Origin of the sequence: Consotaella salsifontis, assembly GCF_900167365.1 — a bacterium.
In the GTDB taxonomy this organism is placed as follows: domain Bacteria; phylum Pseudomonadota; class Alphaproteobacteria; order Rhizobiales; family Rhizobiaceae; genus Consotaella; species Consotaella salsifontis.
Genome location: NZ_FUXL01000003.1, coordinates 395200 through 416224, shown reverse-complemented (window position 1 = coordinate 416224; position 21025 = coordinate 395200). Strand labels below are relative to the sequence as shown.

The following is a 21025-nucleotide window of genomic DNA, read 5'->3' as shown; positions in this document are numbered from 1 at the left end:
CACGGTCGCACGCGCCAGCCGGAACGCCCGTGAGGTATTGATCGCGCAACGGCGGTCAGCCGTCTTCTTCGAGCGCGCTTTTCACCGCGATGGCGAGATCGCGGAGGCTGAACGGCTTGGCGAGGAAGCCGAACTTCTCGCCCTCCGGCAGATTCTTGGCGAAGGCGTCCTCGGCATAGCCCGACACGAAGATGAACTTGAGATCGGGGCGCGCTTTGCGCAGTTCGCGTAGCAGCGTCGGCCCATCCATCTCTGGCATGACCACGTCTGACACGACGAGATCGATCTTGCCGCCGAGTTCCTCCATCACCTCCAGCGCTTCGGAACCCGAAGCCGCCTCGTGAACGTCGTAGCCGCGCATCTTGAGGGCGCGCACGTTGCCGGCCCGCACCTGGTCCTCGTCCTCGACCAGCAGGATCGAGGCCGTGCCCGACAGATCGACCTTCGTGCCGTTGGCAGCCGCCCCCTCGGCGCGCGGCGCCTCGATGGCGCTCGGAATGTGGCGCGGAAGGAAAATGCGGAAGGTCGTGCCCTCGCCCATGCGCGAATCGACGAAGATGAAGCCGCCCGACTGCTTGATGATGCCGTAGACCATCGACAGGCCGAGGCCGGTGCCCTTGCCGATTTCCTTGGTCGTGAAGAACGGCTCGAAGATGCGCTCGGCAACGTCGGCCGGCATGCCCGTACCGGAGTCGGCCACCTCGACCAGGACGAAATCTTCGTCCTCCATCTCGGCATAGCCGAAGGACTTCACCTCCGTGGCAGGAACGTTGCGCGTCGAGATGGTAATCGTACCGCCTTCCGGCATGGCGTCGTGCGCATTCTTCACGAGATTGGTGATCACCTGCTCGAACTGACCGATATCGGCCATCACCGGCCATAGATCGCGAGCATGGTGACGCTCGAGCTTCACCAGGTCGCCGGATATGCGCTGCAGCAGCAGGTGGTTGTCGGCGAGAACGTCCGTCAGATTCAGCATCTTCGGCCGCATGGTCTGGCGGCGCGAATAGGCCAGAAGCTGGCGCACCAGGGCCGCCGCGCGGTTTGCGCTCTGCTTGATCAGCAGCAGGTCCTGAAAGGACGGATCGCCGGTGCGGTGGTTCAGCAGCAGGAAGTCGACGGATGCGGTGATGATGGTGAGGACGTTGTTGAAGTCATGCGCGATGCCGCCGGCGAGATTGCCGATCGCCTGCATCTTCTGGCTCTTGGCGAACTGCTCCTCCAGCGCCCGCTGCTCGGTGATATCGACGGCATAGAGGATGGAGACCTCGCCCGTTTCCCCGGTGACGTCGGAAACGGCACTCATGTAGAGCTTCAACATGCGCGTCTGGTCGCCGGCGAGCTCCGCATCGATGGGTGTGATGTCCGCCTCCCCGCGCGAGGCGGAGGCGAGGGCCTGGCGCAGCGCACTCTGGTATTCCTCGCGCAGGCTCGACAGAAGGTCGCCGCCGTCGGTGAGGCCGAAGAGCTTCGCGAAGGCGGCATTGGCGCGCAGCACCTTGCCGGCCCCATCCAGGGCGGCAATCGCCATGGGTGAGGAGTTGAAGAAGCGAGTGAAGCGGACTTCGGCCAGTTGCAACGCATCGGCACCGCCCGAATCGACGCTTCGGTTCAGCACCAGTGTGCGGCTAAGCCCTGCCGCGCCGTCCTCGGCCCGCCCCATGGAGCGCAGAAGGCGAACCGGGAGACGGTGGCCGTCCGCGGTGATGAGGTCGAGGTCGACCACCTTGGGGCCGGCATCCTCGCTCGTTTCAAGATCCGATCCGAGGAGCGGAAGCGAATCCTCGGCCACGAAATCGCGCAGCGAACGCGTCTTCGGCAGGAAGGAGGCAAGGTCGATCTTCAGCCAATCGGCGAGCGTGGCATTGATGTAGACGAGACGCCCGCGGCGATCGTCGGAGAAAAAGCCGGCGGGTGCGTGATCGAGGTAGTCGATGGCGTGCTGAAGATCCTTGAAGAAGGTCTCTTCCTTCTCGCGCTCCGCCGTGATGTCGGCGATCTGCCACGCGACCAGGGCCCCGCCTCGGCGCAGGAGCGGACGAACGGAGACGCGGTACCAGCGCGGATCGCCGTCGCTTCCGGCGAGCGGGCGCGGAAGACGGAATTCTTCCTGCCCTGCCCGGCCGTCGCGGGCAAGGCTGGCGAGGCGATAGATCTGCTCCGATGCATCAGGCTCGCGGGCGAACAGGCGCTCGATGCCCTTTACGTCGCCCGCGCCGGTCGCGCCGGTCGTCTGGCCATAGGCGCGGTTGGCGTAGATGATGCGGCCGCGGCGGTCCACGATCAGCGTGCCGATGGCGAGGCTATCAAGATAATCGCGCGAGATGCCGGCATCGGCCGACCGGCTGCCAAGCTGGACAAGGCCGAGAGCCAGGGCGAAGATCGCCACCAGGCCCACCATGGCGAGAAGCGCGAACACGGCCAGCAGCGCGAGCCCGCCGAACGCGTTGCCCGCGAGCGCCAGCCCCGCGCCAAGCACGAGCACGAATCCGCCGAGGATGAGAAGCCGGCGGATGCCGCTCGCACTTGCGCTCCGGTCCACCAGAGGCCTGTCGCTCATGTCATCCGCCACCACGTTCATGAAACTCCGATTCGAGGCCGCCGCGCCGACCGCCATTCTGGACCAAAAAGCTGGTGCAAAGCGAGTGCCCCCGACCGTCCATCACCAAGTCTGAGCAAACGCGGCACATTGGTGCCATGATCTCGGACATGCGCTCGCCACCACCGCGACGCGCGATGGCTCGCCGCGCAAGCGTCTGCACCGGCTCATTTGCGGGGCAATCTGCCGTGAACCAAACCCAAGGTCTTTCGCAGCGCCAGAGAAACTATGTCCCACCCCTGTATTCGGCTCTCAGTCCTCGCTACACCGATTGCGGATCGTGGCAAATGCCCCAAATGCTCAACGAGTCGGGCTCACCGTCCGATCCAGGAAGCGTGCCGACGAACAGAAACCATGGCCGGTGTGCTCCATGCCTTGTGGAACGACAATAGGGAATTGAGACGATGAGCGCCTGGGTTCAAGGACTGGTTCCCGAAAGTCTCGCGCCGTTCGTCTCGGTGCTGATGGCCGCGGTCATCGTCATCGCGCTTGTTCTCGTGTCCTTATGGGCTGCTCGCAAGGTTTCTTCCGGCAGCCTCAGACCGGGGCGCAAAGGCCATCTGCCGCGCCTTGCCGTCGTCGGTGTCACCAGCGTCGACCCGAAGCGCAAGCTCGTGCTGGTCCGACGCGACGATGTCGAGCACCTCATTCTCGTCGGGGGCCAGACGGATATCGTCGTGGAAGGCGGGATCGGGAAAGCCGTGCGCGCGGCACGCACCTCCTCCGCCCCATCGCCCTTCGATGAGCAGTCAGATGGCTCGGTCTTCGAACCGATTGCCGCCACATCCGCAGCGCCCCAGGGAGTGCCGAGGCCTGCGCGGCTGAAAGGTCAGCCGGCGGCCACCGGCGAAGGCCGCCGCGCGAGAAAGCCAGAGCCGGCCGAACAGGCCCCGACGCCAACGATCCTTCCGGCGGAAACCCCTACCGTCGCCGTGGAATGGCCCGTGTTCGCCTCGCCGGAGGAGGCAGCACCCAAACAGCCCGAAGAGGCCGCGCCAGAACGGGAAGCCGCCCGCGAGCCGATGAGCCAGAGCCCTTCGGTCGAGCCTGAACGGAGACGGCCTTCCCCCGTGCAGCAGCGCGGCGATCAGGCGCGGCGCGACTGGGCGCCGGAGGCTCCTGCCGTCGCAGCTCCCGAGCCCCTGCACGCCCAGGAGGCTGCTTCGCCACCCCGACCGGCCGCCCCGCCAAGACCACTCGCGACACCGACCTGGCCGCAGCGCGCGGCCACCCGGGTAGCCGCGCCGTCCTCCAGCTCGTCCCAGACCTCCTCGGAAGTCTCGCCGGACAGCCAAACATCCTCGGCAGACGAGCCGGCCAAGCCCGCTTCGTCGCCTTCGGAGGACCTCGACCTGCCCTACGGCATGCTGCGCGGCCGCGTCGAGCCCGCGTGGGCGCCCGAGGTGTCGGGGCGCGATATCTCCCTCCCGGCGGTAGAAGGCGCAGGCGCGCCACAGCCCGACGTCAGAGGCCGTGGGCCGCTTTCGGTCCGGAGCTTCGTGACGAACGTTCAGGAGAAGCAGACCAGGACCGAGCCGGCCGCCCCCGCGCCTTCCCCTGCTCCGCAGGTTTCGGCAGTAACGCCTCCCGCCCGGCCGCAAGCACCATCGCCAGCCGCCCCCGCCGTTCGCGCCACTCGGCAGGAGCCCGCGGAAGCGACTTCTGAAGCAGTACGCCAAGCCCGTCTTTCCTCCTCCACGGCCGCGCCCGTGCCTTCCGTTGAGCCGCCCCGAGGACAGGCGCCGCGGCGGGTGGACTTCGCCAGCACTCTTCGCTCCGACTTGGCGAACCTCTTCGGAGAAGACACCGCCGGTTCCCGACAGACGTCCCCAAGCTCCACCGGGCCGCGACCCGCATCGATCGAGCCGCATCCGCAGATCGAGGCTGAGCGCGCGCAATCCCCGGCGTTGGACGATCCCGCTCCGCGTGAATCCGCTCCTTCCAAGAAAGAGGCGTCGGCGCCGCACCGCATGTCGCTGGAAGAGGAGATGGAGGCTCTTCTCGGGGACTTCACCCTCGATCAGCCTCCCGAGCGGCGCTGAGTTTCCTCCACACACCAAGATCAAACGCAAACCGGGCGCCATGGGCGCCCGGTGGAGAATTGCGTGATGAAAGTAATTGACTGAGGAGGCCTACTGCTCGTCGCGATAGACCTTCTCCCGCCGCTCATGCCTCTCCTGGGCCTCCAGCGAAAGGGTCGCGATGGGACGCGCATCGAGCCGCTTGAGGCTGATGGGTTCGCCCGTCTCCTCGCAATAGCCGTAGGTCCCGTCTTCGATGCGTTCGAGCGCGGCATCAATCTTGGAGATCAGCTTGCGCTGGCGGTCGCGGGCGCGGAGCTCGATCGCCCTGTCCGTCTCCGACGACGCGCGATCGGCAATGTCTGCAAGATTGGAATTGTCGTTGGCGAGCGCTTCCAGCGTCTCGCGTGATTCGCGCAGAATCTCGTTTTTCCAATCCAGGAGTTTGCGTCGGAAATACTCGCGCTGCCGCTCGTTCATGAAGCTGTCGTCCTCGGCGAAGAGCGCTTCCTTCTCAAGAATGTTGCTCATGTCGCAATCTCCATTACCCGGCAAGGTCGAGCTTATAGCGATGGATTTCAGCTGGAACAAGCGCGTTCGACGGGGCGCCGCCTCCAGGAGGACATCAAGTAAGCCCGCGTTATCCTTGAGCTTTCGCGGGTGCCAATTAATCGGGCAGAGTGACGCGGAAATGACAGTGCGTTGCTGCGCGTTAAAGCGCGTTTAACATGGTGCGAAACTTGCATATAGGATGACGCCACGGGCCGCGATCGCGGCAGTTTTCGAAATCCTCTGCCGATAGGGCCTAAATCAAGCCTATGAGCGACCAGAAAAAGCCCCGAGTCTTCCTGCTGCGCCATGCCCACGCCTCGCCCGGCGCGGGCATTTCCGACATCGAGCGGCCGTTGGACGAGCAGGGGCGTCTGGCTTGCGCGGAACTTGCGGGCGCGATTTCCGCGGCTGGGTATCGATTCGATCGCATTCTCTGTTCGCCAGCAAAGCGCACGCGCCAGACCCTGGAACTGATTCGCCCGGCCCTGCAGGGCATGCCGGACGAGCACGAGATCGCGACGCTCTACTCTCAGGGGATGGAGGCTTATTTTCAGGCAGTGCGTAGCCATGGCAGCGAGGCGGTGCTGGTGGTCGGCCACAACCCTATGACCCACGCCTTTGCCCGATCCCTTGCGAGCGGTGGCGATGAAAAGGCCATGGCCAAGCTGGCGAAGGGCTTTCCGACCGCGGCTCTCGCCGTCATCGAATTCGACGTGCCACTTGCCGAAATCGCCACCGGAGGTGGGTGGCTGACGCGGCTCTTCCGGCCGAAAAAGAACTCGGGCGCTTTCTAGGCAAAGTCTCCACCGCTCTTTCGGGCACAGCCGGCCGCACCTATATCCCATGCCGGATCGTTGAGTTCGAGGAGTCTCCCAGCCGGCCATGCCCTCTCTTGCCGACGAGGCGCGGATCGCCCTCGACAATATCACCGATCGAACCAGCGGCTTTTTCAGTCCCACGATCAGACTTGGTGTCACCGGCCTTTCCCGCGCCGGAAAAACGGTCTTCATCAGCGCGCTCGTCCACAACCTGCTGCACGATGGACGCTTGCCGCTTTTCTCGGCCCAGGCCGAGGGTCGCATCGCCGGGAGCTACCTTCAGGAGCAGCCGGACGCCGCCGTTCCGCGCTTCCAGTATGAAGATCATATCCGCACCATGCTCGAAGGGCGCGAGTGGCCGGCATCGACCCGCGCGATCTCGGAGCTCCGGCTGACCATCGACTACGAGTCGGCGTCGGGCTGGTCGCGCTTCTTTTCCCGGGGGCGCCTCGCCATCGACATCGTCGACTATCCGGGCGAATGGCTTCTGGACCTGCCTCTCATCGACAAGGATTTCGCGACCTTCTCGCGCGAGGCGATCGAGCGGGCGCGCACCCCTTCGCGCCGCGACATGGCTGGTCCCTTCCTGGCGCTTCTCGACGCGACCGACCCGGCGGCGCCGGCGGACCCGGAACGCGCGCAGGCCCTCCATGCCGCCTTCGCCGCCTATCTCACCGCCTGCCGGGGCGACCGCACGGCGCTATCGACCTTGCCGCCCGGCCGCTTTCTCATGCCGGGCGATCTCGAGGGCTCTCCCGCCCTCACCTTCGCCCCTCTCGTTCTCGATCCCGGCAAAGCCTATTCCAGAAGCTCCCTCGCCGGCGTTCTCGAGCGGCGCTACGAGGCCTACAAATCGGTCGTGGTGAAGCCGTTCTTCCGCGAGCACTTCGCCCGGCTCGACCGCCAGATTCTCCTCATCGACGCTCTCCAGGCGATCAATGCCGGTCCCGAGGCGGTGCGTGATCTGGAGACGGCTCTCACCGATATCCTCGCCTGCTTCCGCCCTGGACGGGCCAGCTGGCTCGGCTCCCTGCTCACGCGTCGGATCGACCGTATCCTGGTGGCAGCGACCAAGGCGGATCATCTGCACCGCGAGAGCCACCCGCGTCTGGAGGCGATCGTCCAGCGTCTGGTCAACAGCGCCATACAGCGGGCGCGATTCTCCCGAGCCGAGGTTCATGTGCTGGCGATGGCCGCCGTCCGCGCCACACGGGAAGCGACGATCGAGGACCATGGCGATAAGCTGCCGGTCATCGTCGGCGTGCCCATGGCCGGCGAGACGATCGCCGGAGAAACGTTCGACGGGCGGATCGAAACCGCCGTGTTCCCCGGCGATCTTCCTGCCGATCCGGGCTTGGTCTTTGCCGAGCGCCCGGTCGATGCCGAAGCGCCCGTCAACTTCGTGCGCTTTCGCCCCCCTCGCCTGGAGCGCACGGCGGAGGGGCTGACCCTCTCCTTGCCCCACATCCGCCTCGACCGCGCTCTGGAGTTCCTGTTGGGGGATTACCTCGCATGACCCATCCGCCTCGCCGCCCCGGCGCCTTCCATATCGGCCCCTCCTCGGAAGAACAGGATTTCGTGCCGCGCGCGACTTCGGAAATCCCTGCGCCTCCTCGCAGCCCGCGCGCCATCGCCGATCTCGCCGCCGTGACGCTCGATCCCGAGGAGGCGGCGGACGAGGAGCTTTCGGCGCTCGATGCGCCGCCGGCCGTCTCGCGCAAGCGGCGCATCGGCTTCGGCAAGATATTTCTCGGGGCGCTTGGCGCGTTGTTCTCGCTCGCAGTCGGTCTCGCCATAGACAGTCTGATCCGCGATCTCTTCGCCCGCGCGGAATGGCTCGGCTGGGTGGCTGCCGCCCTTGCGGTGCTTCTCGTCGTGGGGGCGCTGGGGGTTCTCATCAGGGAGACGGTCGGCCTGATGCGCCTTTCGGCTGTCGACCGGGAACGCCGCGCCGCCCGCGCCGCCTACGAGGCAGATCTCCTGCCGGACGCCGAGGTCGTGGTCGACGGCCTGGTCTCTTTGCTGTCCGATCGGCCGGAGACGACCGAAGGCCGCGCCCGCCTCTCCTCCTGGCGCGGCGATGTCATGGACGGGCGCGATCTGATCATCGTTGCCGAGCGCGAACTGCTGGTGCCGCTCGACATCCGGGCCCGCGCACTCGTGCTGGGGTCGGCCAAGCGGGTCTCCGTCGTCACAGCCGTCAGCCCGCGCGCCCTGGTGGATGTTTCCTTCGTCTTCATCGAGACGCTGCGGCTGATCCGTCAGGTGTCGGAGCTTTATGGCGCGCGTCCCGGCGCGATCGGGCTCGTGCGCCTGACGCGCGACGTTCTCGCCCACCTCGCCGTCACGGGGTCCATCGCCGTCGGCGACAGCCTTGTTCAGCAGCTGGTGGGCCACGGGCTGGCGGCGCGGCTTTCGGCCCGACTTGGCGAAGGTGTGGTCAATGGCCTTCTGACCGCGCGTGTCGGAATTGCCGCAGTCGACCTCTGTCGGCCGATGCCGTTTCTGCGCGCGCCGCGCCCCCGGATCGGCGATTTCATGAGCGATCTCGCGGCTTTGCAGAAAAAATCCGAACGCGGAAATCGGGTTCCGGAGGAGCGCTGAGCGCGGCAGGCGGTCGCAGCAGCAAGGATGCATTAACCCTTACAGGCGATAAACGTCAGGCCCACTTCGTTGCCGACCTTGAGGTTCGCCCATGCCCCGCATCCTTGCTGCCGGTGTTGCCCTAGCCTTTGGCGCGCTTCTCGCCGCCGCCCCGGCGCAGGCAGACCAGGACGAGACGTTTTTCCGCAACGTCTCCGGCCGTTGGACGGGTCCGGGCCAGATCGTCGCCGGAAAATACGAGGGCACGAAGTTCGTCTGCGACCTCGCCGGCAAGACGCCGGCCAACGCCGCCGGCATGGAACTCGAGGGAACCTGCCGCGTCGGACTTTTCGGACAGCCCATGTCCGCCAAGGTCATCCGCACCGGCAAGAGCTACAAGGGTTCATTCCTGGACGGCGCCGAGGGCAAGGGGCTCGATATCATCTCGGGCAATGTCGATGGCGACAAGATCGTGGTCGGCCTCGACCGCAAACAGCTTTCCGGCGCCATGATCGCGCGGCTCGACGGTCACGACAAGATGAACATCACCATCTCGGTCCACGTGGCCAATCAGCTCGTGCCGGTGATCGGCCTCAGCCTGACGCGCTCCGAAGGGTCGGTTCAGCAATCCTCCCTGAACTGATCCGGCTACATCTTAACCTGGCATCCGCGACTCGCCGCTGCACCAACCTTCAGGCGCGATGCGCCTGATGCCGGCGGTGTCGGTCGCGGCGAGCCAGTCCTCGACGGTCCTGCCAGCCAGAACGAGCTTTGGCGCGATGTCGGCGAGCGGTACCAGTACGAAGGCCCGCTCGCTTGCCCTTGGATGAGGCAGATGCAGCCGCTCCGTGGCGATCTCCCGGCCCGACCAGTCAAGAAGATCGACATCGAGGGTGCGCGGTCCCCAACGCTCCGTCCGTTCCCTCTTCAATGCCCGCTCCGTTTCCAAGCAGGCATCGAGCAGTGCCTCGGGCTCCAGCGCCGTATCCAGAGAGGCGCAGGCATTGAGGAACGGCGGCTGGTCTGTCTTTCCCCAGGGTGGCGTCTCATAGAGCGCCGACACCGCAACCAGCGTCGTATCGCCTCTCCCGTCGAGCATGGCCAGCGCCATGGCCATCGCGGCGCGCGGATCGCCGAGATTGCCGCCAAGACCGATGTGAACGCGCTGCATCACCGCCCCCTGCCCGCCGCCAGCATGGCATCGCAGATGGAGAGTGCCGCGCGATTGGCCGCGACATCGTGAACCCGGAAGATCGCCGCGCCCCTCTCGCGCAGAATGACGCTGGTCGCCGCCGTGGCCACGTCCTGTTCCGCCAGCTCGTTCCTCAACCCCGCCCGCACGAAGCGCTTGCGCGAGGTGCCGGCGAGAAGCGGGAAACCAAGGGAGGCGAGTTCGCCGGACCGCGAGAGAAGGCGGAAATTGGTTGTCGCGTCCTTGCCGAAGCCGAACCCCGGATCGAGAACAATCGCCGCGTCCTCGACCCCGGCGCGCCTGGCGATCTCGATGGAACGGCCAAGGAAAAGGCGCTGGTCCTCGATAACGTCGTCGAGAACCTCGCGCTCGCGGCTGGTGTGCATGAGGCAGAGGCCGGCACCGAACTCGGCCGCGACCGCCGCGATATCCGGCTCCCGTTGGGCACCCCACACATCGTTGACGATATGCGCCCCCACTTCGAGCGCGCGACGCGCGGTTGAGGCGCGGTAGGTATCCACCGAGATCAGGCAATCGGATCGTTGCGCCAAGCGTTCGACGACCGGCAGGACGCGCCGCTGCTCCTCGCCCTCGTCGACCGGCGAAGCGCCAGGTCGGGTGGATTCGCCGCCGACATCGATGATCGTCGCCCCCTCCTCCACCATGGCCAGCGCCGCATCCACGGCAGCCTCGACCGAGGAATATCGCCCGCCGTCGGAAAAGCTGTCCGGCGTCACGTTCAGGATGCCCATCAAATGGCTCCTCGGGCCAAGCTCGAGCGTCCTGTTGTGGCCGACCCGCCAGGAGCGGGCCGCGAACGGATCAAGGGACATGACGGATCTCCAACGAAATCGATCAACCGGGCCGGCGGCAAAGCCGACGCGCGGCCAAGCGATCCTTATCACGACGGTGAAGTATCGCATGAGGTCTGGAAAATCACCGTTCCGAACCAAAGCATTGGCGCGACATGTCGATTCTGATCGACAGCGTCTCGCTCAATAAGGTGAAACGGCCCCTTTGATCGACAACCCCGTCAGGAATCGGCTGCCCGGCACCTCACACCGCGCACCAAATTGATGGCGCCGCCCAGCAGCACGCCGCAAAAGGCGCCCACCGCCTTGACCAGCGCATCATCGAGATGGGCGTGGCGGGTCGGGGAAAGGAGCTGAAGCAATTCGATACCGCCGGCCGAGGCGATCACGAAGAACGCGGCGATCCATGCATGACGTGGATAGGCGCAAACGAAGAGAGCGGCCATCGCCGCGAACGCCAGGGCACGGTCGAGGCCGACGGAGAGCGGATCGGCCGGCCGCAGCCCGATTGGGGCGACGGTGACGAAAACGATCGCCAAGAACGAGAACCAGGCGAGCACAGGAAGCAACCGATTGAACATCGTGGCAGATTAACCGGGGGACGCGAGCCCGCAAGAGCGCCAACCGCTTTCCACGCGAAAGGGTTGACGCCATGGTCGGGCAAGCTGCCCGCAAGTGTCTGACCTTCACCCTTCCTTCATTGCGACGGGAAGGCGCCTGCGAATTCACTTGTTTTGCCCGACCAATGAGTTAGCCTTATTTTCCTTAACCGGCGGGAGAGCGACTTGAGAACCTTCTTCATTCTATCTCTGACGCTCGCTGCCGCGGCCCTGTCGCTCTCGGGCTCGGCTACAGCCGGCCAGGTCAAGGAGAGCACCAAATACTTCATGGTGCGCGGCAACACCCTTGAGGAGCTCGACCGCGAGCTGGCGGCGGCCGGTCCGAAGATGGAGGACACAGGAATCCACCACCCCGCCTCGACGGAAGTGAAGTTCGACGGCCGCGTCACCTACCGCGCGACGGCGGACGGATGCAGCGTCGACCGCGCCAATCTCAGATTATCGCTCAAGCTGACGCTGCCGAAGTGGAAGCCACGCAAGCCCGCTGATGCCGCGACCACGCTGATCTGGAAAACGGTATCCAGCGACATCCTGCGTCACGAGCGCGAGCACGCGGCGATCGCCAAGGAGTGGCTGGACCGCACCGAGATGGCGATTCGCAACCTTCGGCATGAGCCGAACTGCGAGGCGATGGAGGCGAAGGTAAAGTCGGTGACGGACGACTATCTCGCCGCTCACCAGAAGGCGCAGATGGAATTCGACCTGCGCGAGGGGCGCGAGATCGGCTGGCGCCTGAAGCGCGCATTGCGCAAGGCCATCGCGGACGCCGATGGCGACGAGAGCTGATCAAGGCCCTGCCTCGCCATCACGTCATGCAGTCATCCCTGTCGCTCGGGCAGGTGCAGCACCAGACCGTCGAGGGCGTCGCTCAGCCGAATCTGGCAGGAAAGCCGCGAATTAGGCCGGACGTCATAGGCAAAGTCGAGCATATCCTCTTCCATGGGAGCTGGCGTTCCAAGACGCTCCGCCCACGCCTCGTCGACATAGACATGGCAGGTGGCGCAGGCACAAGCGCCGCCGCATTCAGCCTCGATGCCGGGCACGGAGTTGCGCACCGCGTTCTCCATGGCCGTCGAGCCTGCCGCCGCCTCCACCTTGAATTGCGTGCCGTCGGGAGCGACGAAGATCAGTGTGCTCATGGGTTCTTGCTCGACAAATCATGACGGTCTACGGCGGATTGGTTAAGAGCGCGGGCCCCGGCAAGTCAACCAGCGGTGGACGGCAACCCGCAGCCATGCCGAATTTAAGCCTCTCCATGGCTTTTGCGTGCCGAACCGCGACAAGATGGTTCGCCTTGCTGAGCGAAAACGCCATCCGGCGTTAACCTTATGTTTAAACTTGTAGACATCGTGCTGATTCACGGTTTCTTTCCCATACGCACCCCTCTAGGCTATGACGAACGGCAATGTGCTTGTACGGAGCGTTGAGAGTTTCGCTCGGGAGTAGCAACTTGCCCGGCGCCCGGCCGGCGGACCGGTGCGTTTCGGCAGTGAGGCGGCAACCAAAGCCTATCTGGAATGGTTGCCGGCCGAGAGTTTGAGGCACGACGGCGATGGCGACACCCAAGACATCCGAACCGCTTTCGGACGACGCAGTCAACGAACTGGAGGAGGCCCTGAAGGCCGACTTCTTCAGCGACGATGAGCAGGCGCCGATCGGAACGACCAGCGGCACAGCCGCCGGTCGAGTCGAGCCGGACACCCTGCCCACCGGCGAGATCGACATCGACTTCTCGCTCGACGCGTTCGACCGCAAGATCGAAGAAGCCGCGACAGCCCTGAGGCTGAGTGACGACGAGCCGATTGCCGATGACGGGGCCGCCGCCGCCGCGCGCGCCGCCGACGCCGGAGAGCGTGCGGCCGGAATCTTACGTGACCGCCGCGAGGCGGAGGAACGGCGCGCGGCCGAAGCTGCCCGCGAGAGCCAGGCTCGACGGAGCGAGGCAGACCGAGCGCCAGCCGGTGGCCGGGCGCACATGGCGCCGCCGGCGAACGACGAGGCCCGCCGCGCTTCCGTGATGGCGGAGGCGCTGCTCACACGGCGCGCGTCACGCACCCCGCTGGTCGTTGCCGCCCTCGTCTCCTTGGCCTGGACCGGTCTGACGCTTCTCGCCGCCCGCCAGCTCGTCGGCCCCTCGCTTTTCACGTTGCCCGGTGACGTTAATGGCGTAGCCGACCTGCAGGCGCAGGCGTTGGTGGCGCTCGCAGTGTTCTTGCCGGTTCTGCTCTTCTTTGCATTCGCCTCGATGGTGCGCAGGACTCAGGAGCTGCGGCTGATGAGCCGCGCCATGGCCGAGATCGCGCTGCGGCTGACCGAGCCGGAGACCGTCGCCACCGAGCGGGTGATGACGGTGGGTCAGGCTATACGCCACGAGGTTTCCGCCCTCGGCGAAAGCATCGAGCGCGCCCTGGCCCGCACCTCCGAACTGGACTCCATGGTTCACTCGGAAGTCGTTGCCCTGGAACGTGCCTATGCCGACAACGAGGCGCGCATCCACACTCTGGTTCAGGATCTCGCCGGAGAACGGGAGGCGATGCTCTCGCACGCGGAGCGCCTGCGCTCCTCGATCGTCGGCTCCCACCAGCGCCTTACCGAGGATGTCGAAAGCATTTCCCGGCAGGTGCTCGAGCGCGCCGAGGAAGCTTCGAACAGGCTCGCCGGCGTGCTCGACGAGCATGCCAACCGGCTTTCCATCACCTATGACGAGCGGAGCCGCGAGATCGTCTCGCGGTTTGATGAGACCGGCCGCAACACCCTCGAACACATCACGGCCAATTCCGAACAGCTCACCAGCCGTCTGAGCGAAACCGCCGCCGAGAGCACACGGATTCTGGAAGGACTGACCTCCAACATCGACGAGCGGGTCAACCGCGCGGCGCGTCTGCTGTCGGACACCAGCGGCCAGATCGTCACCGATTTCGATCAGCGGCTCGAGGCAGTCGAAACGGCCTTCTCGGAGCGCGGCGGCGCTCTGGTGGGCGCCATCGAGATTCGGGCCGCCGCGATCGATTCGGCGGCCAGCCGCGTTGCGGAGACGCTGGACCTCCGGGCCGGCGAGTTCAGCCGTCTGGTTTCCGAGCGCGCCAGCGAGATCGGCGACGCCTTCATCGCCGGCCAGAGCGGCTTCTCAGTCGCACTGGACGAGGCACTGGCCCAGACTTCGGCTACGGCTGATGCCAAGACAAGGGAAGTCCGCGCCGCGCTGGATCAGCGCATCGGCGCCCTTGGCACGGTTCTCGACAGCCAGTCGAGCGCCCTGACCGGCGCGCTGGATCAGCGCCTGACCACCATCGAAACGGCGTTTGACGACCGCCTCGGCATCGTTCGCGAACAGACGGAGCGCCTGGACGGCTCGCTCAACCGCGCCGTCGGCCGGATCGACGACGTCATGCGCGGCCGCATGGAGGAGGTGGAGCGCCTCGTCTCCCAGGCGGTCGACGAGTTCGCGCGCGCCTTCGACAGCAGGCTCTCGACGGCGATCGAGACACTTTCCGGTCGCTCGGAGGAGCTCGAGGCCGCCCTCGCCTTCACCCATCAGAACATGATCAGCAATCTCGACGAGAGGGGCTCTGCGCTAACCTCGGCGGTCGATGATCGCGTTCGCGCCATTCAGGACATGTTCCAGGGGGCCGAGGGCTCTCTCGTCGCCGGACTCGACCAGCGCAGCCAGACGCTGGCCACGCTCCTCGACGAGCGTTCGGTCGCTCTGCAAAACACCGTCGAGGCGACCCAGGCCGAGATGGTCGACCGCCTGGACCAGCGCATCGCCACCCTGTCCGACTTCCTCAACGAGCGCACCGGCACGATGAGCAGCGTCCTTGCCGACGGCTCGAACGGCCTCATGGAAGCGCTGGACGGATACACGGGCGACTTCAGCGCCAATCTGTCCGAGCGTCTTTCCTCGCTCCAGACGCTCCTGGAGGAGACCCGTTCGGGCCTCTTCAGCGAGCTGGAGGAACACCACAACCGCGTTCGCACCGCCATGGACGAGCGCGCGGCCGCGTTCACCGAGATTTCCGACAGGAACACGCAAGCCATCGCCAGCACCCTCGACCAGCGCGTCGAGGGCTTCGCGCGGGCTCTGGATACGCGAGCGGCGAGCTTCGGCAAGATCGTCGACCACAACGCCGCCTCGATCCTTTCGACGGTCGAGACGGCCGTCGGCTCGCTCGTTGCCGGCCTTTCGGAACAGACCAACACGCTGCAGACGACGGCCGACGCATCGCGTGAGAACATGGCCGCCACCCTCGCCGCTCAGGTCGAGGCCATCGAGGGCCTCGTGGAGCAGGCGCGCGGCGCGCTTCTCGCCGGGTTCGAACAGCGGGCCCGCGAGCTCGTCGGCGAACTGGTCACCCGGACCGAAGAGGTCACGAGGACGCTTTCGTCTCAGTCCGAAGCCGTGGTTGCTTCCGTCGAGGCAGCACGCGGTCTCATCGGCGATCGCATCTCCGGCATCCAGGCGATCTTCGACGACAATCGCACGCGTCTGCTCGAGGGTCTCGACACGCGTACCGAGTCGCTTTCCCGCACGCTGTCGGAGCGCACCGATGCCCTTCAGCGCGCTTTGGCAGAACAGGCAGGCGCCCTCGCCGACACGGTCCAGTCCGCCCAGGAAATCCTCGGCGATGGGCTGGAGAACCGTCTGTCGCACATGCGCGAGGTTGTGGAGGGGTCGAGCACGGCTCTTCTCACCGATCTCGATCAGCGGTCGCAAAGCCTGGACGCTGCCATGCGCGACACCACGGCCCGCGTCTCCGGGACGCTGGAGGCACGTGCCGAAGCGCTGCGCACGGCGGTCGAACAGGCTCGCGCCGTTCTTCTCGACGGTCTGGACGAGCGTTTGGCGGCCATCCACCAGCTCTTCGACGGCTCCGAGAACAGCCTGCTCGCCGGGCTGGACGATCGCGGCGTGCTTCTGGCGGACCGCATCGACCGGGGCGGCTCGGCCATTCTGGAGCGCCTCGAAGCACAGATCAGGGCTCTTGTGGACAATCTCGACGGCGCGGATCGCCGCCTGTCCCAGGCCCTGGAGAACCGCCGCGACAATCTCGCGGCGACGATCGACGAGGTTTCGCGCAGCGTCGCGGCCACCCTCGGCGACCGGGCAGACGATGTTCGCCGCGTCATTGAGGACAGCGTCTCCGGCGTCGGCACCGCGATGGACACCCGCAAGGACGAGCTCGTCGCGGCTCTGAGCCTCGGCACCACCACCATGACGACGGCGTTGGACGAGCGGACGGATGCGATCAGCAGCGCCCTTGATCGCGGCCTCGGCAATGTCGAGCGCACGCTCAACAACCGGACGGCGATGATCGCCGATGCCCTGCGCCAGACGATCGGCTCCGCCACGGCAGCGATGGCCGAGGAGGCCGAACGTGCCCGTCAGGGCCTGGAAGAGGAGAGCAAGCGCTTCGCCGCGAGCATGTCCGGCATCGAAGGCATCTTCGAGGGAACGGGCGAGGCAGCGCGCGCCAAGATCGCGGCCGAGTCCGACCGCCTTGCCGATCAGCTGGCAAAGGTCGCCGAGGAGCTCACCCAAAGGGCGGAACTGGCTCGCGTCGAGCTCTCCGACGAGGGTGCCCAGCTCGCCTCGGGCATCGCCGGCGCGGCAGAGATGGTGAAGACCCTCTCGGCGGAGACGCGTGCGCGTCTGGCGGAAGAGGCGGAAAGCCTTGCCCTCAGCGTCAGCGACGTTTCGGAGCGCATGCGCCGCGACGCCGAAGATGCCCGCGAGACTCTCGCCGGCGAAAGCACGGCCTTCGCCACCCAGATCAGCGGCGCGGCGATCGCCATGCGTTCGGAAGCGGACGCCTCGCGCGATCAGCTTCGCACGGTGGCGGAAGACATGGTGCAGAGCCTCTCCGGCCTCACCGGGCAGCTGCGCGAGGACGCGGCGGAGACGCGGCACGAGCTGGCGCATCAGGTCAACACCATCGCCGCCGAGCTGGCGACGGCAGTCGACCGCCTGCGCGATGCCGGCGCGGAGACGCGCGAGCGCTTCATCGCCGATGCCGGCCTCATCGCAGAGCAGGTGGAAGCCGCGGCGGCGACCATGCGCGAGCGCACCGAACTGGCTCGCGAGGCTCTGCGCGAAAATACCGATGCCTTCGCCAAGCGCCTTTCGGGAGCGTCCTTCTCCATCCGCTCGGAGACGGAGCGCGCCGCATCCTCGCTGGAGGAGCGCGCGGCGAGCTTCGCCGACGATCTTTCCGAGCTGTCGGGCCATCTCGGCCAGCTTCTCGGCTCGTCCTCGGTCTCGATGCGCGGCGAGCTCGACTCGGCCACGGCAACGATCCGCAGCGAGCTGGAAACCGCGGCGGACGCGGTGCGTGGCGAGATGTTCAACGTCGCGTCCCGCCTGCGCGAGGACGTGTCCGGCACGGCCGCGTCGCTTCTCAGCGATGCCGAGGCCGCCCGCGAGGCGATGCTCTCCCAGGGCAGCCAGATGGCGTCTCAGCTGTCCACGGTGTCGAACGCCATCCGCGCGGCCGCCGATCAGGCGCGCCGGGAGCTGCTGGAAAGCGCCAGCGCCTTCGCCGACGAACTGGCACAGCGCATTTCCCAGTCCGAGGAAGGCATCGCGGCCCGCACGCAGGACCTCGGCGTCATGCTCGAGGACCGCAGCACGACCCTCGCCCGCATCATCGAGGAGCAGGCCCGTCCGGTCATCGACCGCTTCGGCGAGAACGGCGCGCGCCTGGCCGAGATGATCGAGGGCAGCACCAAGGAAGCCGCCGAGCGGCTGCACACCGAGAACGCGGCGCTTCTGGCCGCCCTCGGCGCGCGCGCCGGCGAAGCGGTGGAAAGCCTCAGCCGCTCGTCGTCCGAGATCCTTCTCGCTCTCGACGAAAAGGCGGCGACGGCGGTCGGCGCCATGGCGGACATGCGCGACCAGCTGGCCAAGGACATCGGCGCCCTCGTGGGCCGACTGACTGAAACCAGCGGCTCGCTGCGCAGCCTTGTGGAAGAGACGTCGAGCAATCTCGGCGCCATCGATACCGTCCTCAGCGAGGCCAGCGGCCGGTTCAACGCCAGCACCGACCGCGCCGTCGACGCCATCTCGGCCTCCTCGACGCGGCTCTCCGACAACATCGCGCAGCTCGACGACCTGTCGTCCTCTGCCTTCGACAAGGTGTCGGCCATCGCCCACCGCTTCGAGGAGCAGGGCTCGATGCTCGGTCAGGCTGTCGGGCTCATCGACGCTGCCCAGCAGAACCTGCATACGACGCTGGAGGATCGCCGCTCGAGCCTGGAAGAGCTCTCGACGGTGCTGGTGGGACGGTCGGAAGAGATCGGCGGCTTGATGCGTTCCTTCGAGGAGGTCATGAACGGCCTCTTCGATCGGACCGAGCAGCGTTCCCGTCTGATCTCCTCCCAGGTTTCGGCGGAGATGGGCGCGGCCCTCGACGCCGCCGACAAGCAGATGCAGTCGACGGCGGAGCGTTCGCGCGCCATCGCCGAGGATATCCGTCGCAGCGTCCAGGCCTCCGTCGAGGATGCCTCGGGCCAGTTCGCGGGCGCTGTCGCCTCCCTGGACGAGCAGCTCGGTCTTGCGCGCCAGCGCTCCGAGACCCTGACGGCCGCCATTCGCCGCGCCGTGCAGGAAGCCGTGGAGGAGGCCACGAGCCAGTTCGGCACGACCACGGAAACGGTCGAAAGCCAGATGGCGCGGCTCTCCGGCCAGGCCGGCCAGATGGCCGAGCAGATCCGGAGCACGGTCCAGGCCGCTGTCGAGGAATCCGACAGCCGCTTCGGTTCTGCCGGCGAAACCGTCGAGCGGCAGATGACCCTCGTCAGCGAGCGGTCGAGCGCCGTGGCCGAGGCCATCCGCACCGCCGTCGAAACGGCGGTGACCGAAGCGCGCGAGCGTCTCGATGCGGCCACCCAGGCCATCGAAGGCCAGATGGGCGACGTGACCGACCGTTCCAACGCCGCGGCATCCGAGCTTCGCGATGCCATCCAGACGGCGATCGAGGAGGCGACGACGCGCTTCTCCGACGCGACCGAGGATGTTCGCCGCGCCTCTGCCGAGATCCGCCACGAGCTGGAAGCCACCCGTGGCGACATTCGCCAAGGCGTCTTCGAAATGCCGGAAGAGGTGCGCGAGAGCACCGCATCCATGCGCCGCGCCGTGGCCGACCAGATCAAGGCCCTACGCGACCTCAGCGATATCGTTTCGCAGTCTGGTCGAGCCTTCGATGTTGGCGGCCGTCGCGCCGGAACTGGAACGGAGACGCCGGCGCGTACCGAGTCTCGCGTTGCCGCGCGCGGCGCCGCACGGCAGGAGCAGGACTATCGCCAGACGCCGCGCAGAGAGGCGGAAGAAGGCGCGCCCCGTGCTGAAGACGTACGGCAGGCGGGTTCCTTCATCGCCGAGGGCAATCTCGCCCGCGACATGCGCGGCACGGCCGACATATCGAGCACGCCCCCGGCTCGCGAGCCGCGTCCGTCGGTCTCTTCGGGACCGCGCGGCGGCGGATGGGTGTCGGACCTGCTTCGTCGTGCCTCGCGCGACGACGAGGACGAGGCATCTCTGCGGCAGGGGCCGGTGCGGCCGGAGCGCGGAAATGCCACCGCGCGCCGCGAACAGACGGGCGGGGAGCGCTCGCCGGCCCATGTGGTCGACTCGCTCAACTCGCTCTCCGTCGATATCGCCCGCGCGATCGACCATGAGGCGTCGCTCGAGCTTTGGGAGCGCTATCGTGCCGGCGAACGCAACGTCTTCACGCGCCGTCTCTACACGATCAAGGGCCAGCAAACGTTCGACGAGATCCGCCGCAAGTATCAGCGGGACACTGAGTTCCGCTCGGCTGTGGATCGCTACATCACCGATTTCGAGCAGCTACTGGCGGATGTCGCTCGCCAGGACCCCGACAATTCGGTGACGCGCGGCTACCTGACCTCGGATACCGGCAAGGTCTACACCATGCTGGCCCATGCCTCGGGCCGCTTCGACTGATCGATACGCTCCGGGGCCGCTTTCGGGCGGTCCTGGTGCGGCGTTCGGCCGGAACGGGAAGCCGTCCTGCAGCCGTTACCGCCAGAAGGCTTCAGTCTCTCGGTTCAGCGGCTCAAGAAGCGACCAATGAAAATGAAAAGGGCGGGCAGATCGAGGATCTGCCCGCCCTTTTTCATGGATGTATTTTCGTGCTGCCTCGGCGTTTCGGCACGAGCCGGGGGCCGCCTATCAGATCCGCTGAAGGGTCCAGGCGACGATCTCCGACGACACTTCGTCGAACGCCTTGTCCAACGCTGCGATGCGATCGGCATTGCTGCTTCCGGCGACGGGCTGACTGGCCGTGAAAATGCGCGTGCCGCGCACCGTGCCGTTGCGATCGTTCAAAGCCTTGACAGAAATTTCGACGACGGCGCGATTGCCTTCGTAGACAGCGATCTCGAAGCGGCGAATCTCCATCACCACCTGATAATCGATGGCGAGCCCCTGCCCCGGCACGCCGACGGCGCCGACCCGGCCGCTGTTCTCGAACGCCTGCATCGTCCTCAGCTGCACCATGTGGGTCAGCCGATCGCTCCACTGGCTGTCGGCCAGATATTCCACCGTATAGGGCGACGTCTTGACCACGATCTTGTCGCCATCCAGCGTCCGCAGGGCGGTGGGCTCGGCGATGAGAATCTGGGTGCGGCTGGCTCGCGCCGTCGCGGTCACCGCCTTGGGCGACGAAATTTCATAAGTGTCGGGCGGCGTCGGCGCGGGCGACAGCACTGCGCATGCGCCGAGTGCGAGAGAGAGCGCGACGATCACCGTCGGTCTGACCATCCTCATGCCCCGGTCTCCCCCATTCGTCCGCCTGCTATCGCGCATGGTCC

The 21025-nt window shown here is 66.4% G+C and carries 14 protein-coding genes; 7 read left to right on the top strand and 7 right to left on the bottom strand.

Annotated features, from left to right (window positions below; translation table 11 throughout):
* Positions 1–55: 55 nt before the first annotated feature.
* Complete coding sequence (cckA, locus tag B5D38_RS06100; RefSeq protein WP_078707556.1) at positions 56–2560, bottom strand: cell cycle histidine kinase CckA; 2505 nt, start codon at positions 2558–2560, stop codon at positions 56–58.
* Positions 2561–3003: 443 nt separating this feature from the next.
* Here cckA and B5D38_RS06095 point away from each other — a divergent pair, with 443 nt between their 5' ends.
* Positions 3004–4641 (top strand): FliO/MopB family protein, encoded by a 1638-nt coding sequence (locus tag B5D38_RS06095; protein ID WP_116002590.1) that lies wholly within the window; start codon positions 3004–3006, stop codon positions 4639–4641.
* Between the two features lie 90 nt (positions 4642–4731).
* On the opposite strand, the gene dksA is transcribed toward B5D38_RS06095, so the two are convergent.
* Positions 4732–5151, bottom strand: coding sequence for an RNA polymerase-binding protein DksA (dksA, locus tag B5D38_RS06090; protein WP_078707487.1), 420 nt, complete (start codon positions 5149–5151; stop codon positions 4732–4734).
* Positions 5152–5438: 287 nt separating this feature from the next.
* Here dksA and B5D38_RS06085 point away from each other — a divergent pair, with 287 nt between their 5' ends.
* The 4 genes from B5D38_RS06085 (at position 5439) to B5D38_RS06070 (ending at position 9216) form a co-directional block, all read left to right on the top strand.
* The gene (locus tag B5D38_RS06085) at positions 5439–5966 is read left to right on the top strand and encodes a SixA phosphatase family protein (protein WP_078707486.1); all 528 of its coding nucleotides are present in this window, start codon (positions 5439–5441) and stop codon (positions 5964–5966) included.
* An 88-nt stretch (positions 5967–6054) separates the two neighbouring features.
* Positions 6055–7506, top strand: coding sequence for a YcjX family GTP-binding protein (locus B5D38_RS06080; RefSeq protein WP_078707485.1), 1452 nt, complete (start codon positions 6055–6057; stop codon positions 7504–7506).
* Positions 7503–8594, top strand: coding sequence for a YcjF family protein (locus B5D38_RS06075; protein WP_078707484.1), 1092 nt, complete (start codon positions 7503–7505; stop codon positions 8592–8594). Before B5D38_RS06080 ends, B5D38_RS06075 begins: the two co-directional genes overlap by 4 nt.
* Before the next feature lie 91 nt (positions 8595–8685).
* Positions 8686–9216 carry a hypothetical protein gene (locus B5D38_RS06070; protein WP_078707483.1) on the top strand — a complete coding sequence of 177 codons (531 nt, stop codon included), beginning with the start codon at positions 8686–8688 and terminating at the stop codon, positions 9214–9216.
* A 12-nt stretch (positions 9217–9228) separates the two neighbouring features.
* On the opposite strand, the gene folK is transcribed toward B5D38_RS06070, so the two are convergent.
* The 3 genes from folK to B5D38_RS06055 form a co-directional block, all read right to left on the bottom strand.
* Positions 9229–9744: a 2-amino-4-hydroxy-6-hydroxymethyldihydropteridine diphosphokinase gene (gene folK / locus B5D38_RS06065; protein ID WP_078707482.1), complete on the bottom strand. Its 516-nt coding sequence runs from the start codon at positions 9742–9744 to the stop codon at positions 9229–9231.
* Entirely contained in the window at positions 9744–10598 is an 855-nt protein-coding gene (folP, locus tag B5D38_RS06060) for a dihydropteroate synthase (RefSeq protein ID WP_078707481.1), read from the bottom strand. Before folP ends, folK begins: the two co-directional genes overlap by 1 nt.
* 200 nt (positions 10599–10798) lie before the next feature.
* Complete coding sequence (locus B5D38_RS06055; RefSeq protein WP_245318848.1) at positions 10799–11116, bottom strand: VanZ family protein; 318 nt, start codon at positions 11114–11116, stop codon at positions 10799–10801.
* Positions 11117–11362: 246 nt separating this feature from the next.
* On the opposite strand from B5D38_RS06055, the gene B5D38_RS06050 reads away from it, so the two are divergent.
* Positions 11363–11983: a DUF922 domain-containing protein gene (locus B5D38_RS06050; RefSeq protein WP_078707477.1), complete on the top strand. Its 621-nt coding sequence runs from the start codon at positions 11363–11365 to the stop codon at positions 11981–11983.
* Between the two features lie 32 nt (positions 11984–12015).
* Here the strand turns inward: B5D38_RS06050 and B5D38_RS06045 are convergent, their stop codons facing one another.
* A complete protein-coding gene (locus tag B5D38_RS06045; protein WP_078707476.1) occupies positions 12016–12336 on the bottom strand; it encodes a 2Fe-2S iron-sulfur cluster-binding protein in 321 nt (106 codons plus the stop codon).
* 413 nt (positions 12337–12749) lie between these two features.
* Between B5D38_RS06045 and B5D38_RS06040 the strand changes: the two genes are divergently transcribed.
* The gene (locus B5D38_RS06040) at positions 12750–20156 is read left to right on the top strand and encodes an apolipoprotein A-IV repeat region-like domain-containing protein (RefSeq protein WP_078707475.1); all 7407 of its coding nucleotides are present in this window, start codon (positions 12750–12752) and stop codon (positions 20154–20156) included.
* A gap of 228 nt (positions 20157–20384) precedes the next feature.
* On the opposite strand, the gene B5D38_RS06035 is transcribed toward B5D38_RS06040, so the two are convergent.
* Complete coding sequence (locus tag B5D38_RS06035) at positions 20385–20981, bottom strand: ABC-type transport auxiliary lipoprotein family protein (protein WP_078707474.1); 597 nt, start codon at positions 20979–20981, stop codon at positions 20385–20387.
* Between the last annotated feature and the right edge of the window lie 44 nt (positions 20982–21025).

What these genes read in the sequence shown, in the direction of transcription:
- cckA (WP_078707556.1), bottom strand. Translation starts at nt 2,560, where the DNA reads ATGAGCGACAGGCCTCTGGTGGACCGGAGCGCAAGTGCGAGCGGCATC.
- B5D38_RS06095 (WP_116002590.1), top strand. Translation starts at nt 3,004, where the DNA reads ATGAGCGCCTGGGTTCAAGGACTGGTTCCCGAAAGTCTCGCGCCGTTC.
- dksA (WP_078707487.1), bottom strand. Translation starts at nt 5,151, where the DNA reads ATGAGCAACATTCTTGAGAAGGAAGCGCTCTTCGCCGAGGACGACAGC.
- B5D38_RS06085 (WP_078707486.1), top strand. Translation starts at nt 5,439, where the DNA reads ATGAGCGACCAGAAAAAGCCCCGAGTCTTCCTGCTGCGCCATGCCCAC.
- B5D38_RS06080 (WP_078707485.1), top strand. Translation starts at nt 6,055, where the DNA reads ATGCCCTCTCTTGCCGACGAGGCGCGGATCGCCCTCGACAATATCACC.
- B5D38_RS06075 (WP_078707484.1), top strand. Translation starts at nt 7,503, where the DNA reads ATGACCCATCCGCCTCGCCGCCCCGGCGCCTTCCATATCGGCCCCTCC.
- B5D38_RS06070 (WP_078707483.1), top strand. Translation starts at nt 8,686, where the DNA reads ATGCCCCGCATCCTTGCTGCCGGTGTTGCCCTAGCCTTTGGCGCGCTT.
- folK (WP_078707482.1), bottom strand. Translation starts at nt 9,744, where the DNA reads ATGCAGCGCGTTCACATCGGTCTTGGCGGCAATCTCGGCGATCCGCGC.
- folP (WP_078707481.1), bottom strand. Translation starts at nt 10,598, where the DNA reads ATGTCCCTTGATCCGTTCGCGGCCCGCTCCTGGCGGGTCGGCCACAAC.
- B5D38_RS06045 (WP_078707476.1), bottom strand. Translation starts at nt 12,336, where the DNA reads ATGAGCACACTGATCTTCGTCGCTCCCGACGGCACGCAATTCAAGGTG.
- B5D38_RS06040 (WP_078707475.1), top strand. Translation starts at nt 12,750, where the DNA reads ATGGCGACACCCAAGACATCCGAACCGCTTTCGGACGACGCAGTCAAC.
- B5D38_RS06035 (WP_078707474.1), bottom strand. Translation starts at nt 20,981, where the DNA reads ATGAGGATGGTCAGACCGACGGTGATCGTCGCGCTCTCTCTCGCACTC.